At 68.6% G+C, this 15,207-nt stretch carries 16 protein-coding genes and 1 pseudogene; 10 read left to right on the top strand and 7 right to left on the bottom strand.

The annotated features are described in order from the left end of the window. Positions 1-67 precede the first annotated feature (67 nt). The gene (locus BIV23_RS43630; RefSeq protein WP_071386545.1) at positions 68-514 is read left to right on the top strand and encodes a sec-independent translocase; all 447 of its coding nucleotides are present in this window, start codon (positions 68-70) and stop codon (positions 512-514) included. A gap of 249 nt (positions 515-763) precedes the next feature. Here the strand turns inward: BIV23_RS43630 and BIV23_RS43625 are convergent, their stop codons facing one another. From BIV23_RS43625 to BIV23_RS43610, 5 genes are all read right to left on the bottom strand, one after another. Continuing rightward, positions 764-1,366 carry an undecaprenyl-diphosphate phosphatase gene (locus BIV23_RS43625; protein WP_281250213.1) on the bottom strand — a complete coding sequence of 201 codons (603 nt, stop codon included), beginning with the start codon at positions 1,364-1,366 and terminating at the stop codon, positions 764-766. A gap of 296 nt (positions 1,367-1,662) precedes the next feature. Next, positions 1,663-2,910 (bottom strand): LCP family protein, encoded by a 1,248-nt coding sequence (locus BIV23_RS43620; protein WP_071386543.1) that lies wholly within the window; start codon positions 2,908-2,910, stop codon positions 1,663-1,665. Between the two features lie 221 nt (positions 2,911-3,131). Further along, the gene (locus BIV23_RS43615; protein WP_245790932.1) at positions 3,132-3,443 is read right to left on the bottom strand and encodes an STAS domain-containing protein; all 312 of its coding nucleotides are present in this window, start codon (positions 3,441-3,443) and stop codon (positions 3,132-3,134) included. A gap of 403 nt (positions 3,444-3,846) precedes the next feature. Then, complete coding sequence (locus tag BIV23_RS47990; RefSeq protein WP_079173793.1) at positions 3,847-4,143, bottom strand: hypothetical protein; 297 nt, start codon at positions 4,141-4,143, stop codon at positions 3,847-3,849. An 86-nt stretch (positions 4,144-4,229) separates the two neighbouring features. Next, on the bottom strand, positions 4,230-4,499 hold the full coding sequence (locus tag BIV23_RS43610; protein WP_071386542.1) for a hypothetical protein: 270 nt from the start codon (positions 4,497-4,499) through the stop codon (positions 4,230-4,232). Positions 4,500-5,401: 902 nt separating this feature from the next. Here BIV23_RS43610 and BIV23_RS43605 point away from each other — a divergent pair. The 5 genes from BIV23_RS43605 (at position 5,402) to BIV23_RS43580 (ending at position 8,820) form a co-directional block, all read left to right on the top strand. Continuing rightward, positions 5,402-6,457, top strand: a complete 1,056-nt coding sequence (locus BIV23_RS43605) for a hypothetical protein (protein WP_071386541.1) — start codon at positions 5,402-5,404, stop codon at positions 6,455-6,457. A 94-nt stretch (positions 6,458-6,551) separates the two neighbouring features. Continuing rightward, positions 6,552-6,845 carry a hypothetical protein gene (locus BIV23_RS43600; RefSeq protein ID WP_071386540.1) on the top strand — a complete coding sequence of 98 codons (294 nt, stop codon included), beginning with the start codon at positions 6,552-6,554 and terminating at the stop codon, positions 6,843-6,845. A 705-nt stretch (positions 6,846-7,550) separates the two neighbouring features. After that, entirely contained in the window at positions 7,551-7,814 is a 264-nt protein-coding gene (locus BIV23_RS43590; RefSeq protein WP_071386538.1) for a hypothetical protein, read from the top strand. After that, complete coding sequence (locus BIV23_RS43585; RefSeq protein WP_143079250.1) at positions 7,811-8,209, top strand: hypothetical protein; 399 nt, start codon at positions 7,811-7,813, stop codon at positions 8,207-8,209. Before BIV23_RS43590 ends, BIV23_RS43585 begins: the two co-directional genes overlap by 4 nt. A gap of 215 nt (positions 8,210-8,424) precedes the next feature. Next, a complete protein-coding gene (locus tag BIV23_RS43580) occupies positions 8,425-8,820 on the top strand; it encodes a hypothetical protein (protein ID WP_071386536.1) in 396 nt (131 codons plus the stop codon). Here BIV23_RS43580 and BIV23_RS47985 read toward each other — a convergent pair. Next, positions 8,740-9,654 carry a DUF998 domain-containing protein gene (locus BIV23_RS47985; protein ID WP_143079249.1) on the bottom strand — a complete coding sequence of 305 codons (915 nt, stop codon included), beginning with the start codon at positions 9,652-9,654 and terminating at the stop codon, positions 8,740-8,742. The genes BIV23_RS43580 and BIV23_RS47985 overlap by 81 nt on opposite strands. A 249-nt stretch (positions 9,655-9,903) precedes the next feature. Then, positions 9,904-10,032 (bottom strand): annotated as a pseudogene (locus BIV23_RS49410) (IS110 family transposase); the annotation flags it as partial. 208 nt (positions 10,033-10,240) lie between these two features. On the opposite strand from BIV23_RS49410, the gene BIV23_RS43570 reads away from it, so the two are divergent. The 4 genes from BIV23_RS43570 to BIV23_RS43555 all read left to right on the top strand — a co-directional run bounded on the left by BIV23_RS43570 (position 10,241) and on the right by BIV23_RS43555 (position 15,167). Further along, positions 10,241-10,573: a YciI family protein gene (locus BIV23_RS43570; RefSeq protein ID WP_071386534.1), complete on the top strand. Its 333-nt coding sequence runs from the start codon at positions 10,241-10,243 to the stop codon at positions 10,571-10,573. A 66-nt stretch (positions 10,574-10,639) separates the two neighbouring features. Then, a complete protein-coding gene (locus BIV23_RS43565) occupies positions 10,640-11,155 on the top strand; it encodes a hypothetical protein (RefSeq protein WP_071386533.1) in 516 nt (171 codons plus the stop codon). Positions 11,156-12,015: 860 nt separating this feature from the next. Next, the gene (locus BIV23_RS43560) at positions 12,016-13,752 is read left to right on the top strand and encodes an ABC transporter permease (RefSeq protein ID WP_071386532.1); all 1,737 of its coding nucleotides are present in this window, start codon (positions 12,016-12,018) and stop codon (positions 13,750-13,752) included. Positions 13,753-13,796: 44 nt separating this feature from the next. Further along, positions 13,797-15,167, top strand: coding sequence for an ABC transporter ATP-binding protein (locus tag BIV23_RS43555; RefSeq protein WP_071386531.1), 1,371 nt, complete (start codon positions 13,797-13,799; stop codon positions 15,165-15,167). Positions 15,168-15,207: the final 40 nt, after the last annotated feature.

Below are 15,207 nucleotides of genomic sequence, written 5' to 3'. Positions count from 1 at the left end.
CGCCGCCGAGACCCAGTTCGTACGGCCGTGAGCCCGGCATCCCTTCGGGGACAGAGTGGAGACACCGATGTTGTTCGACGTGAGTCCGCTGGACCTGCTCGTCCTGGGGATCATGATCATCCTGCTCTTCGGCCCGGACAAGCTGCCCGAGGTCGTACAGAAGGTGACCGGGTTCCTTCGCAAGGTCCGCGCGTTCTCCGAGGCCGCCAAGGAGGACGTGCGCTCGGAACTGGGTCCGGAGTTCAAGGACCTGGAGCTGGAGGACCTGCACCCGAAGACGTTCGTGCGCAAGCACCTCCTCGACGGCGACGGCCTCGGGATCGAGGAGATCCGCTCCGCCCTGGATCCGAGGGCGGAGCTGGCCGAGCTGGCCGACGCGGTGAACGGCGAGCCGAGCGAGTCGACCGAGCGGGCCGCGCCAACCGAGCCGACCGGTCGGACCGGGAGCGGGGCGAGCCGAGCGGCCTCACCGAATCAGGCCCCCGCGCACGCCTACGATCCCGACGCCACCTGAGCCACGACGAGCGGTCAGATAACCCCCCTTGGCTGCACCGAGCCATCAGGGATACGGCGGAGGACCGGCCCGTCACTCGGAAGCGAACGCGCCGGCCCTTCGCTCGAGGACGAAAGCACCGGCCCCTCCGTCCGAGGAAGAATGCGTGCCCCCCTCGCCCCGCGTGGCAGCGCCCCCACGCCGGCATGAGGCAGATGTCCCTCACCCCGGCATGAACCAGCCCTCGGCCCAGCTTGAGATGGACGCCCCTTACGCAACGGCGAAGTAGGCGAGGCTGCCCAGGCCCACAACTGAGCAGCAGATCGCGAAGGGAATCAGGGCGCGGTGCTCGAAGTACCGGGCCAGGTAGCGGGGCGCGAGGTAGGCGGTCACGAAGGCGGCGACGCTGCCCGCCAGGAGCGGGCCGCGCAGGCCGTTGCCAAGAGCGCCGAGCAGCGGCGGCAGCTTGAGCAGGGCGTCGCCGATGACCGGCGCGGCGTGGAGGAACGCGCAGCGGACGGAGTCCTCGTGGTTCAGGCCCTTGAAGATGCCCGCGCTGATGGTGGAGCCGGTGCGGCTGATGCCGGGGAGGAGGGCGAGGATCTGGGCGGCGCCGATGGTCACAGCCTGGCGCATGGTTAGCCGGGTGATCCGCAGGTCCGGCTGTTCCTCCGCCGACAGCTGTTCCTCCCCGGGCGCGGCCACGGCCACGGCCCGCCTGCGCGCAGTCCCGCCGCGCCGCAGCTGCTCGGTGACGAAAAGCGCGATGCCGTTGAGGGCGAAGAAGATCGCGGTCGGAACGTGCCGCCCGAGCGTTGTACGGAACACCTTGTCGACCGCGACGCCCGCGACCGGGACGCACGCCGTGAGGATCAGTCAGGCAAGCTTCTGGTCCACGGTCTGGATCCGGCGCTGGGTGACCGACGTTGTCAGGCCGCGGATCACGCGCGTACAGCTGCGGCCGCGGAAGGTACTACAGGAGGGCAAGAATCCGGACAGGCCACCCGAAGCGCCCAGCTCACACTGCTCCCTCTCGCGGACGCCAGCACGCGGAAGTATCCGGTCTCGCCAGGACTATCCCTTCCGAGCAGGTTCCGTTCGTGGTGCTTGCGGGCCAGGACGAGCCCGGCGGCGTACAGCGCGACGACGATGGTGTTCGACGCTTCGCGTTAGCCGGCCACGGGATCATCGTTTTGGAGCTTGCTGAAGAGGGTCTTGGCTTGGGTCTGGTTCCAGAGGAGGGAATCGCCGTCTGCTGTCGGGTAGCTGGGGTTGGCGACCGGGACGACCGTCGACGTGCCCTGGCCGCCGGAGACGTCCTTCATGGCCAGCGCCAGCTTCGCCAGGTCGTACAGGCTCATGCTCTTGTCGACGCTCAGCGTCTCCAGCCCCGCGCCAAGGACGGGGTACAGCTTGAACGGGTTCAGCAACGTCCCCGGCGTCGCCGTCTGCTGAGCGACCGCGTGCAGGAACTGCTGCTGGTGCTTCTCGCGGCCCAGGTCCTGGTTCGCCTCCTGGTGCCGCTCCCTGACGAACGCCAGAGACTGCGCCCCGTTGAACTCCTGGCAGCCCGACTTGAAGTCCGCGCCCGAGTCCTTGTCCTTGATCGGCTTGTCCAGGCACATGTTCACCCCGCCTAGCGTGTTCACCAGGTTCACGAACCCGCCGAAGCCGATCTCTGCGTAGTGGTCGATGTGCAGACCCGTGTTGTACTCGACCGTCTGCGCGAGCAACTGCCCGCCGCCCCACGAGAACGCCACGTTCAGCTTGTGCTTCGATGCCGGGTAGTGCTTGCCCGTCTGCCCGGTGAATGCCGGGATCGTCACATAGCTGTCGCGCGGCAGGCTCAGCAACGTGTCCCCGTGCGAGCCCACGTGCAGGATCATCATCGTGTCGCTGTTGCCGAACTGCCCCTCGTTGTCGCTGCCGACATGCAGCGCCTGCTGCTGTGCGTGTGTGAGGTTGCCGCGATTGTCGGAACCCGCGATCAGATAGTTGGTGCCCGTGTCCTGCGGGGGACGGTTCGGCAGCGCGTCAAGGTCGATCGTCCGGGTCAGCTTGCTGTCCGCCCAGAAGTACGTCCCCACAGACGTGATCATCAGAACGACCACCAGCGTCAACAGGCCGTATCCGATCCGCTTGCGCCAGCTCTTCGGGCGGTCCGGACGCGCGGGGCGGCCCGCCCGGTACGTACCGTTGCCGTCACCTCTCACCTGCCGCGGTACGCCACCGTGTGCCGCCGCCATACGTGGTGACAGCTGAGGCGGCAGCGGTGGCTCGGCAGTCGGCCCCTGCGGCCCACCGGAAAACTGCTGTGACTGCGGTGCGTAACCGCCCAGCGGCCTTCCCGCCTGAGGCACCGCGCGAGCGCCTTCCGGCTCGCCGTCCTCGCTCCACCCCTCGGGCCATCCGTTCATGCCCTGCAGTGTGCCCGCCGGACCTGACCGAGCCTGCGGTCAGTGCCATTCTGTATCTGTACTGACGGAATTGTTACGGCACTGCCATTTCTCTATTACGAGCAATTTCGATCTATGCCTTGGCGTTCGGTGGTCAGGCGTCGCGGTGGTGTCAGGCAGCGTCGCGGGGCCAGCGACCGACCTGCATGCCTTTTGCGCTCGTCCTGCGGAAGGCCGCGCCGTCACGGAGACCGGCCATCTGGTGTGCCGTTTTCGGGTGCGCCCTCTTCGTGGATGTCGAGCAGTTGGGTCAGGCCGAGCCGCTGGAACGTAATGCTGGCGTTGGCGCTGGTATGGGTGACGATGATCCTTGTGCCATGGAGTCGTGCCTGGCGCAGCGTGGAGAGGAAGGCCCGGCCTCCGTCGCTGTTCATGTAGGTGACGCGTTGGAGATCCACCTCCAGAACGCGTGGATGCGTCACGAGGGCGTCGAGCAGGTCCTCGCTGACCCTTTCGGCGTTCTTCGCGGTGATCTCGCCCGACAGCCGGACCACGACGTGCTCCGAGGCGCGGGCCGTGTGGGCTGTCCGCCCTCCCAGTCGGTGCAGTGCGCCGCGTGCGGTCTCCCAGAGGCTGCGGTGTCCGTGTGGCGGGGCGGGCGAGTGCTCCGGCATTGAGTCTCCCGGTCGGTGACTGCGGGCGGGCCATGTCGACCACACTTTCCGAGACACCTGGGAACAGACTAGTCGGACATTCCTCCGCGGATCGTGCTGCTCTGTGCTGTGTCGGCCAGCGTATGGCGGCGCAAGACAAGGGCGCGCCGGATGCGAGCTGGATGTGCATCAGGGTGGGCCCGGGCAACGTGCCGGTCAGCGCCCGATGGCACGGAGTCACTGATCAACGGACTGCGACCCGATTCCCGGCGTCAGTGATCTCATGCGGTCGGCCGGCATGGCCTCAGCGTGCGTTCCGTCCGTAGCGCGCGATGATCCACGCGGCGCCTCGTTCGGCCAGTGCCTTCCGGCGTGCCCTGCGTGAACGTCTCGGAGCCGCAGGCAAAGCTCCTCGCCCCGGTCCGGTAGCGGCTGCCAGCCCCGCGAGCCGCTCGGCGGCGCGCGACAGCTCGGCTTGTAGCCGCCGGCGCCGTCCAGGGGAGGTGGTCTTCAGCAGGGCCGTATAGAGCCCCTCGATCTCGGACACGGCGGCTCCCAGCCGGAGATTCGCGTCGCGCCGCTGAACGTCGCCGTGCACCATGGATGGTTTTCCTCCCCCGAGGGCGTATCGCCCGGGCTGACTTCGACTGTTGTGCCGTCCGGCAACCTTCTTGCCGGCCGGGAGCGTCATGTGCCGTCTTCGACCAGCAGAGCGATCCGGTCGGGGTCGTGGACGACCCAGCGCGGCGTCGGGGCTCCGGACAGGCACAGGCGGTACAGGGTGGCGCCGTCCGGGGTTGTCCACCAGGCGGTGACGGTGCCCGGCCGCGGCCATCCGGCCTGCTCGTTCATGGCCACTGGCCGGTAGGTGAGCTGGACCTGGGCGTCCGGGGGAGGCGGCGGGTATCCCTGCGCCAGTTCTTCCAGCAGGCGCTCCGCAGCGGACGTGCCTCGCATGGTCCGGCCCTCCCCCTGGCTCCGTTCAGATGATGCTTTCATTATTGCGCAACTGATGAACTTCCCCCGAGGGTCGGCATCCAAGCCAGGGTCACCTCGCCCGGGTCGAACCAGTACTCGCCGAGCAGGTCCTCGTCCGTATGTGGCACAACTCCTTTCCTGTTCGGCCAGTTGCAGGATGCTCGACACAACGGCACCACGGACGGACCGTCCGCACAGCCAGCATTCTGGAGACGAACATGGGCACAGAACGCGACGCAAGCACATCGAATGAGAAGACAGTTGCCGGGGCGGAGAACATGCTCGATGGTGTCCCCGCCGAGTCTCTGACCCGGATCGCGTATCCACGACACGCCTTCGACCGGCTTGCGGCGTGGGTGCCGCGGGCCGTGTCCAGCAAACGCACGTCGTCTTCCTGATCGCACTGGGCGTCTACTTGATCGTCCTGCCGCGGCAGGCATCACCACGCCCAGCGCGCGGGCGGAACTGATCGGCGGCAACTACACCAACGTGACCAGCACGTGGGCGCCTGCACAGCGGCAGGCGGCACGTTGCACCTGGTGCGGGAGAATCGCAAGCGTTCCCGTATCGAAGCGGAACGGCTGAGGCTCGCCCAGGAGACCCACGCACTGCTGCACCACGTCTACGCCGACCATGCCCCAGGGCCCTTGGTCACAGCCTCCCGGTCGACGAGAGTCCAGGGGCGGGGACGTAGTCGGCGGACCAAACATGCAGGAGGGCTGTCTGCCGTCATGACCGGACGCCTCCGAACGGTCTACACAGCCGTAGACGTTAACTCCCTCGTTCCCTTCGAGCCGTGTTCGCGCCACCGCTGGATCTTCAAGGGCACACAGGCTGGCGCGCGGTCTGGTTCGCCTCTTGTGTGAGGGAAGGTCATGAGTATGAGGATCAGCAAGGTGCTCGGCGCGGCGGCCGGTGTGGTGGCTGTGGCGATCGGGTTCTCGGGGGTGGCGGGAGCCGCGACGAACGCGGCGTCCGTGGGTGTGCCCGCCGGCTTCAAGGCGGCCGTCTTCGCGCACGCGGGTGGCAAGGTGACCGGAGCCGACGACATCGCGCGTCTGGGCGACAAGCTCTTCGTCGGCTTCCAGAACGGGGTGGGCTCGCAGGGTGAGCCTTCGCCCACCGGGAACACCAAGAGCACCGTCGTGGAGTTCGACAAGCACGGCAAGGAGGTGGCGCACTGGGACCTCGCCGGCAAGGTCGACGGCCTCGGCGCCGACCCCCGTACCCACCGGGTCATCGCATCCGTCAACGAAGACGGCAACAGCAGCGTCTACACCATCAGCTTCCGGCGTGGCCGCCACCACGGCGCCGGCGCAGTGAAGCACTACCACTACAGCTCGCTGCCGCACGGCGGCGGCACGGACAACGTGAGCGTCCGGCACGGCGTCGTCTACATCGTCGCCTCCAACCCCACCGCGGACGCCAAGGGCAGCACCGCGGGCCGCCCGGCGCTGTACAAGGTGACCTTCAGCGGCTCGGTCGCCAAGACCACTCCGGTCTTCGACGACAACATCACGGCCACCAACCTGGTGACCGGCAAGACCGGTCCGCTCAACCTGACCGACGACGACTCCAGCACCTTCGTGCCGCGCTCCGTGCCGGGCCTGGGCGGCAGCCTGCTGCTGGATGGCCAGGCCGACCAGCAGGCCGTCTTCGTCAAGCACTGGGGCAGCGCGTGGCAGAAGGCGGTCGTCCTGCCGCTGAGCCAGACGGTGGACGACACCGCCTTCGCCTCCTCCACTGAGGGAACCCTCTACGTGGTGGACACCGCGAAGGGCGACGTGATCGCCGTGACGGGCCACTTCTCCAAGGGCGAGGCCTTCGCCTCGGCGGCGAACGGGCTGGGCACGCTTAACCTGAAGACCGGTCAGATCACCGCCTTCGGCAGCGTGGCTCCCAAGGCGAAGGGGCTGCTCTTCGTCCCGGCCGAGTAGAGTCCTCGCCGAGCAAGGGACCGGCGCATACGCAGGCGCACTCGAAAGTCGAGTGATCAGTGGGATGCCCGTTGTTCCCGGCAGGATGGCAGGCATGGGCCACTGGGCGTACGAGCTCTCGGGTCGCCCCAACTCGGGGGACTACCAGCAGATCGCGGATGATCAGGAGCCGGGTGATGTGGTGCTGTGTGAACGCCCGGGCGGTCTGGGCATCGTGGACGGGTTCGTGCGGGGGAGCGTCGACGGCATGATCATGGTGGCTCGCTTTTGGCGGGTGGCCAGCAGAGACCCGTCCAGGGTGGCACCGGCGGAACTGCAGGCATCCGGACTTCCGCCCCTCGCGCGGCGGGATGCGCGGCCGGTGCGTACAGGCAGCGAGTCCGCTTGAGGAGCGTCCCGAGCTGCCGTCGTGGCTGTGCGCGACGACCGTCGCGCACAGCCATTCTCCTACTCCTCTGTGGCGGCTTCTTCGGTCCCGGTCTCCTCGGCCGCGGGGGTGGCTGGTTCTTCGGTCCCAGCCTCCTCGGCTGCAGGGGTCGCGGGCTCTTCAGCCCCAGTCTCCTCGGCTGTGGTGGGGGCGGGTTCTTCTGCTTCCGTCTCCGCTGCCTCGGGGGTCGGCTCCTCGCCCTCCGCGGGGCCGGCCTCAGTCGTGGCCGGTGACTCCTCGGGGGTGGTCTCCGCCTCTGTCCCTTCGGCCGCAGTGGGTGCCTGCTCGGTGTCGCTCATTGCTCACCGCCTTCCGTACTGACAGGCAGGAATGGCTCAGGTGTCGCCTGGTCGGACGACCGTGATGATGCGGAATTCATCACTCATCATGTCACCGAACGGTACGATTTGTGGCTTACCGCGAGGTCGCCAGGAATACTCCGGATTCTGCCACTCCGGCCGCCGGGCCTCGAGCTTGTCCACGTCCGCGGCGTCGGCGCGCCCCCAACGTCGCCACAGCCCAGGCGTGGGCGAACGAGGCTGCCCCCGATACCCCAAAGAGCAACTGGTAGGCCACACTGGGCAGGTCCAGCGGGGAGAGGGACTACGCCCGTGACGAACCCCGCCGGGCCCACCGATCCGGTAGCAGCGAGGCGAGGAGCCAACCGTGATCACGTCGGACCCGGCCCGCCTGGCGGACTTGTTCACCTACGAGGTCGACGGACACGAGGCACAGTTCGTGCGCCCCGCCGACACCAGCGACATAGCCTGGGCCGTCTACGACTGGGGCCAGTACGCCGACACGCCTCGTCGCGGCGCGGAGCGGATCTGCATGGCCCGCAGGGCTTACGCCACTCGGCGTCTCGGCGGGACGCCATCAGCCGTTGGAACCGCCTCTGCGGGCGGACAACGGCTCTCTTCAGTAGCTTGAAACCCGATCACGCCGGAGTTCGTGCCGTCGGCCCGCCACAGCGGGACGGCTTTGTGTGGAAGGAACGCGCGTGCTGCCCATCGGATCGCTGGAGCACCTGCTGCGTGCTGTGGGGGAGCAGGCTGTTCGTGTCCTGCGTGTTCTCGACCCGCCCGGCGGGGCGGACCGTTGCCCGGCGCAACGCCGCGCAGGCCGCCGCCGTGACCTCGGCCGCGCGACGCGAGCGCGAGGCCGTGTCGTCTTGGCCGGCGCAGCGGGACAGAGCACCGCTTACCCGACCGGGGTCGCAGCCCGTCGTGCGGCCGCTGGCACGCTCAGCGCCGTCCAACGGCCAGCTGTTGACGCCGGCCTTCGACGCCGTCCAGGAGCAGGACATCACGCTCGACGAGGGGTGAGGGCCGGGCGGTTCAGGGGAGCGGAAACCGGCCAGCGTTTCAAGGCCGCCGGCCCGCGACGGGGGAGACACGGACCGGCGGGGTTCCAGTATCGGGGCTACGAGCGCGCCCGGCACGTCGCCGCGCTCGAGGCTCTGCTTCCGCTCGTTCATGCGGCGTTTCGGGGTGGTCATGCGTTGGGCGGGCGTTGCGGATGCCCGGCTGCCGCGTTGGTGATGAGCGTGGACACGAACACCTATGCGCTCATCGCTCCGGAAGGCAGCCTGGCCTTCAAGCGGGGGGTGCCCTCCGCCCGGATGTGGGCCGATGTCGACCCGCACTTCGGTGTCTTCTCAGGCTTCACCCTCACCATGCCCTCACGGCACGGAGCACACGGGATGCGCGGCTACACCGCCGCCTGCTCCGCACGCCACCCGGAGAGCTACGCGCCGAACGAGACGGCCAAGCGCGTCATGACGGCGCTCGGCGCGCCGGAACAGCCCTGGTTCGGCAACCTCGTGCTGTGCGGTGAGCTGGCCGGTGACACCGGCTCACTCGACCTGTGCGGACTCACAAAGGAACAGCAGGAGCGGATCCGGAACCTGCACGCCGGTGCCGGATCCGCGCAGTAGAACCGCCGTCGGCGCGGCGCGCGGGGTGGGATGGAGACCAGCGCATGCGCTCGACGTCGGCTTCTGGCTCGCGGGGGGCCGGCGTGATGCCGCCAGCGCACGGTGCGCGTCAGGCAATCTCCCCGCATGGCCGCGTCCGCCGCATCGCGCCGGGGGTGCCGAGGCAGGGGGTGCGTGCACAAGGAAGCGTGCCATGGCGGTGCACCAGGCCGAGACGAGCAGGACCTGTGCGCGTTCGGGTAGGCCGACCCAGCGGACTCCGGTGAGCACCATGGCGATCTCCAGCGCCCCGAGTGCGGCGGCGAGGATGCCTGCGACGAGACTCCACCGGGCCAGGCGGCGGTGGCCGGTGCGGTGAAGGACCGTGCTCAGAAGGAGCATGGCGAGGATCACGCCGGTGAACTCCGTCAGGCTCGACAGAGTGTGGACCTGGCGGAGCTGCTGGCCCAGGTCGGCGCTGTCTGCCGCACGGCAGACCGGGTCGACGGACGGGGCGCAGGGCATGGGCCACACGCCATCGGTGATCGAGGCTGCCGTGGTGACAGCCAGAGCCAGGCATCGGCCGGCGCGCGGGCACCTGGCCGGCAACCGCCGGGCCAGGGCCATAGCCAGGACCAGGAGGCCGCAGCCTGCGGCGATGTCGCCGGTGCGGAAGAGGAACGCGTACGGCCTGCCCGCGACGGACGACTCACTGACGTAGGAGTGCAGCGGGTTGAGGCCCGTGCGGAAGAAGCCTTCCAGCAGGAACGAGCTGTAGGCAAGCCCGCCGATCGTCCCTACGACGGCGCCGAGCCAGGAAGCGCGGACCCGGGTGTTCCCCACATGGACCCGCATCGTCACTCCTCGCCCGGCGCCCTGCGATCACCGGTTCCTGTTCGGACCCCTTGTTCCGACGGTTCCCGACGTCTCTCCTTGATCGTGCGCCACGGACGGACTCGTGCAACTGGGCCGATCAGGGCACCCCTTGGGGCCATGAGGACCCCGCGCCGCCGTTCCGCCCCGCCGCCTATCGCGCCGCCCACAGCGGAGTCGACCGCATGCCGCCACCTGATGGCGTCGATCACCTGGCGCGTACCCGCCGTGCAGGGTGTGGGGCATGGTGCGGGTGGCGTCCGCGATGGCCGCGGCGTCCTTCCCGTGGGTCATTGCCTCGCCGGGGTAGAGGTCGGCGATCCGGCGCATCGCCAGGCCCGGCAGATAGGCGACCTTGCAGCTGCGTCTCGGAAACCACGCCTGGGTGGTCAGCACAGGCGAGGGAGACCCGTCGCGGGGCCGCTGCGGTCTCGTCCCCCTTGGGGTGACCGCTAAGTCATTCGCGGATTCTCGCCGAGGATGTCGAAAACGCCGGGAGTGCTTCTACCTACCCGTGAGAGCCCCGCCCGGGGCGGCACGACGAACGAGGAGCAGGACCGTGAAGTATATGCTGCTGATGCAGTTCAGCGAGAAGAACGTCGACTTCCCCAAGCTCGACGAGTGGAAGCCCGAGGAGATCCAGGCCCACATCCAGTTCATGAAGCAGACCAATGCCGGCCTCGCCGTAGCAGGCGGGCTGGTCGACGCCCAGGGCCTGGCCATGCCGGAGACCGCCCGGATCGTGCGCTCCCACAGCGGCGGCCCGCCGGTTGTCACCGAGGGCCCGGGTCGAGACGCCGCCGGTCTCTGCATCGGGACCCGGAAAGAACCCGTACGGTCGCTGGCCGCCCGGGCGTGCGGTCGCTCGCGGCCATGGCGCAGCGGCGTATGGATCCCGTAGGAGGCTGCCCGGCTTGCTCGTCGGCTGCCGGATGCTGCGCGAGGATGGTGCTGCTGGGAGGCACTGATGTGGATCCTGCTCAATCCTGACCACGGCGGCCGCACGGTGGCTTTTCTGCCGCCGGTGTGGACGAGGATCCCCGCTGCCGATCGCATCGGCGTGGCTGCTGTCGTGGTCTTGGTCGCTTTTGTCGTCCTGATCGTCGGCACGAGGGCACGGCAGGCTCATTTCCGGTCGTTCAGGCGTCCGTGGGGCAGGGGCACTGAGCCGGTCGACGCGTCCTGGTTCACCCCCCATACTCTGGACGGCTTCCCGGAGGAGGCGGTGCGAGCAGCCTTCAAGGCCGAGGACGCGCCGTCCTCGGATCGGCTTTACGCGGCGTGGGTCCTGGCCACCCATACCCATGGGGTGAGCGCCGAATGGCTGGGGAGGAACCTGGCTCTCCCCGTGGAGGCAGCACACATGATCGTCGACGCTGCTGAAGCCAGGCGTCGTGAAATGGTCTTCCGGGACGGTCACGACGAGTCCACAGGGGTGCCGCCTCCGAGGGCTGGCTCTGCCGGACAGACGCCCGGGAAATGAAGTGCTGACCTGCGAAGACTCCGTTCCTTGGATCCCATCGATCGACCCTGTTTCCACGCCGCGTGCCCGGGTGCTGTGGCCGGTGTCAGAGACAGCCGCTGGGCGTGAAGCCTCGATGGAGGAGGTGGCTATGACACCGAGGACGAGCGGATAGCCGAAGTGCCGGCGGAGTTCTGGCACGGCGAAGTCCATGCCGTAGATGCCGCACACCGTGGTAGGTAAGCGGTGAGCGCGGCCCAGGCGGTGATCTTGCGGGCATCTGGGTTCTGGGCGACGGCGATGTCGGCGAGGTGGGCCTGAAGGATGGAGTTGATCAGTGGGCCGAAGCCGGTGATCTGATCGGTGCTGCGGGTCTGGTGGTCGGCGAGGTCGCGGACGCAGGCGCGTATCGGGGGGCGACGGCGCGTAGCGGGATGGTGGCGGCCCTTTCCAGGGGTGCGGCCGAGAGATACCACGGCTCTTTTGAGCTCCGGCAGTTCGTGCTTGAGCTGGTAGATGCGGCCGGCGTCGGCGGTCTGGCCGGGTCTTCAGGGAGAAGACCTCGGCCTCGACCTCGTCCAAGTCCTCCTGGACGGCGTCGGTGACGGTTACGTAGTCGTCCACGACGTGGTCGGCGATTGTGTGCAGCACCGCGAAGTGCCCTTGGCCAGTTGCTCTGGCTCGGCCTCCAGGTCCTCGCGCAGGGGCCGAATGAGCCACCGGGCAGTGTTCGGTGAACTGGGAAAGCGAGGTCGGTGGTCGTGGGTCAGTGCTCGCCGCCAATAGGTGGAGCTTCACCCATCGGCCATTGTGACGTAACGCGCGCTTTGGGAGGCTTGGTGTTTGCTGGCCTCGCGTACGCCGTGACGAAAGGCAGCCCGGTGGCAGAGACAGGCGGTTTCCCCTCGCGGGGTGTGTGGCGGCGGCCCGGGTTGCGGTGGGTGGACGTGGTGGTCGGTGCCGCGCTGGTGGCGCTGCTGTACGGGCTGCTGAGGCTCGCGCCCTCGCTGAACGCGCCGTTCCTGCCGAAAACCGCGCCGTCCACAGTGTCGACCGATCCTTCGAACCTGCCGTACTACGCGGTGCGCTCGCTGGTGCGGATGTTCGCCGCGCTCGTGGTGTCGGTCGTGTTCACCTTCGTCTACGCCACCGCGGCGGCCCGGCTCAAGCGGGCGGAGAAGGTGCTGCTGCCCGTCCTGGACATCCTCCAGTCGGTGCCGGTGCTGGGCTTCCTGTCGGTGACGGTGACCGCGTTCATCAACCTCTTTCCCGGCTCCGAGCTGGGCCTTGAGTGCGCCTCAATCTTCGCGATCTTCACGGCGATGGCGTGGAACATGACCTTCGCCTTCTACTACTCGCTCATGTCCCAGCCGAGGGAACTGGACGAGGCGGCGCGGGTGCTGAGGCTGACGAAGTGGGAGCGGTTCTGGCAGCTGGACGTGCCGGGCGGGATGATCCCGCTGGTGTGGAACGGGATGATGAGCTTCGGTGGCGCCTGGTTCTTCCTGGCCGCCTCCGAGTCCATCTCGGTGCTGAACCACACCTACGCCCTGCCCGGCATAGGGTCCTATGCCGCTGCCGCGATCGCGCAGGGCGACCTGAGCAAGGTGGGCATCGCCATCGCGGTGATGGTGGTGATGGTGATCGGGGTGAACGTGCTGTTCTGGCGGCCCATGGTCGCCTGGACGGACCGTTTCCGGGTGGAGGAGTCCGAGGCCGCCGAGCGTCCGCGCAGTCTGGTGCTGGACTTCCTGCGGCGCTCGCAGGTGCCGCACCTGATCGGGCGCCCGTTGAAGCCGGCGGGGCGGTGGCTGGACCGGGCGACGCGGCCGTTCGGCCTGGCCGAGCATCCCATCGGCGTCTCGCCGGTTCGGGAACGCACGGGTGATGTGTTCTTCGCCGGGGTGATCAGTGTGCTGGTCGTCTACGGGGCGTGGAAGGCGTTCGGCTATGTGAACTCCACGATCGGTCTCGGCGCGTTCGGGCACGCGCTCGCCCTGGGAGCGGCGACCTTCGGCCGGGTGGTGGTCCTGACGGCCGTGGCCACGGTGGTGTGGGTGCCGGTCGGGGTGTGGATCGGCATGAACCCCAAGGTGACCCGGTTCGCGCAGCCAGTGGTGCAGGTGCTGGCCAGCTTCCCGGCGAACTTCCTCTTCCCCTTCGCCACCGCGGCGTTCGTGGCGCTGGGCATCTCCCTGAACTTCGGCGCGGTCCTGCTGATGGCGCTGGGCGCGCAGTGGTACATCCTGTTCAACGTCATCGCCGGAGCCTCCGCGATCCCCTCCGACCTGCGCGAGGCTATGACCAACTACAAGGTCGGCGGCTGGCTCAAGTGGCGTTACTTCATCCTGCCGGCGATCTTCCCGTCGTACGTGACCGGCGGGATCACCGCGGCGGGCGGCGCCTGGAACGCCTCGATCGTCGCCGAGGTCGTCGACTACGGTCACCATCACCTGAGCGCAACCGGGCTCGGCGCCTACATCACCCAGGCCACCGCCACCGGTGACTTTCCGAAGATCCTCGTCGGCATCAGCGTGATGAGCCTGTACGTGGTGGCCGCCAACCGGCTTTTCTGGCGCCGCCTGTACGGCCTCGCCGAGACCCGCTTCGCCCTGTGACTCCCGACCTCCCTGTTCGCTCCCCGTTTCCCGAGGCAGGACCCGTGACCAGCAGCCAGCCCCTCACCTCTGTACCCCGTCCGGCCGGCGCGGTGATCGTGGAGGCCGATTCGGTGACCAAGACGTTCACGACGCCGGACGGGCGGGCTTTGCCGGTGCTGGACGACATCAGTTTCGCCCTGGCCGAGGGCGAGATCGTCGCCCTGCTGGGCAAGTCCGGCTCCGGCAAGTCCACGCTGCTGCGCTGCGTGGCCGGGCTGATCGCCCCGTCCAGCGGCACTGTCTCCTATCGCGGCACCCCGCTGACCGGCGCCAACCCCGGGGTGGCGATGGTCTTCCAGTCCTTCGCGCTGCTGCCGTGGCTGACCGTGCAGCAGAACGTCGAACTCGGGCTGAAGGCCCAGGGCGTCGGCGAGGCGGAGCGCCGCGAGCGCGCGCTGAAAGCGATCGACCTGATCGGCCTGGACGGCTTCGAGTCCGCCTACCCCAAGGAGCTGTCCGGCGGTATGCGCCAGCGGGTCGGCTTCGCGCGCGGCATCGTCGTGGAGCCGGACGCGCTGCTGATGGACGAGCCCTTCTCGGCCCTGGACGTGCTGACCGCGGAGAACCTGCGCAACGAGCTGGTCGGCCTGTGGGAGGGGAACGAGGCCCCGGTGAAGTCGATCCTGATCGTCACGCACAATATCGAGGAGGCGGTGCTGCTGGCCGACCGGATCCTGGTGCTGTCCTCCAACCCCGGCCGCATCCAGGCCGAACTCACAGTCGATCTCCCTCGCCCCCGTGACCGCAACAGCCCCCGCTTCGAGTCCATCGTCGACACCGTCTACGACATCCTCACCGGCCGCGAAGAAGCTGCCGCGGCAGCCGTCGAGGCCGCCCCCGCAGCAGCGGTAGTCGCTGCCCGGCCCGCACCGACGCCGACCAACACGCCGCTGCCGGACGTCAGCGTCGGCGGGCTCGCCGGTCTGTTGGAGATCCTCGTCGCGCGTGGCGGCAGGGACGGTCTGGCGGAGATCGCCGACGAGCTGAGCTTCGAGATCGACGACCTGCTGCCCCTGGTCGACGCCGCCGTCATGCTCGAACTCGCCCAGGTCGACGGCGCTGACATCGCCGTCACCGACGCCGGCCGGGAGTTCGTCGCCGCCGACATCCTCACCAGCAAGCAGCTCTTCGCCCGCCACGCCGCCAAGCACGCGCCCCTGGTTCGTGCCATCGTTCAGGCTCTGGCCGCCACCGACGGCAACACCCTGCGCGAGGGCTTCTTCCTCGACCTGCTCCGCCGCGGCTTCTCCGCCGAGGAAGCCCGCAACCAGCTGGAGACGGCCATCGACTGGGGCCGCTACGCCGAGCTGTACGACTACGACCGCGACGACGCCCGACTCACCCTCGAACCCGGCGCCCAGAAGTACCTGTAAGCGTCAGTGCCTGTCAGCGTCCGGTCCTCGTCCAGTCACG

Origin of the sequence: Streptomyces monashensis, from assembly GCF_001866665.1 — a bacterium.
GTDB lineage: Bacteria > Actinomycetota > Actinomycetes > Streptomycetales > Streptomycetaceae > Streptomyces > Streptomyces monashensis.
The sequence above is the reverse complement of the archived record's forward strand: the minus strand, read 5'-3'. Positions and strand labels throughout refer to the sequence as shown.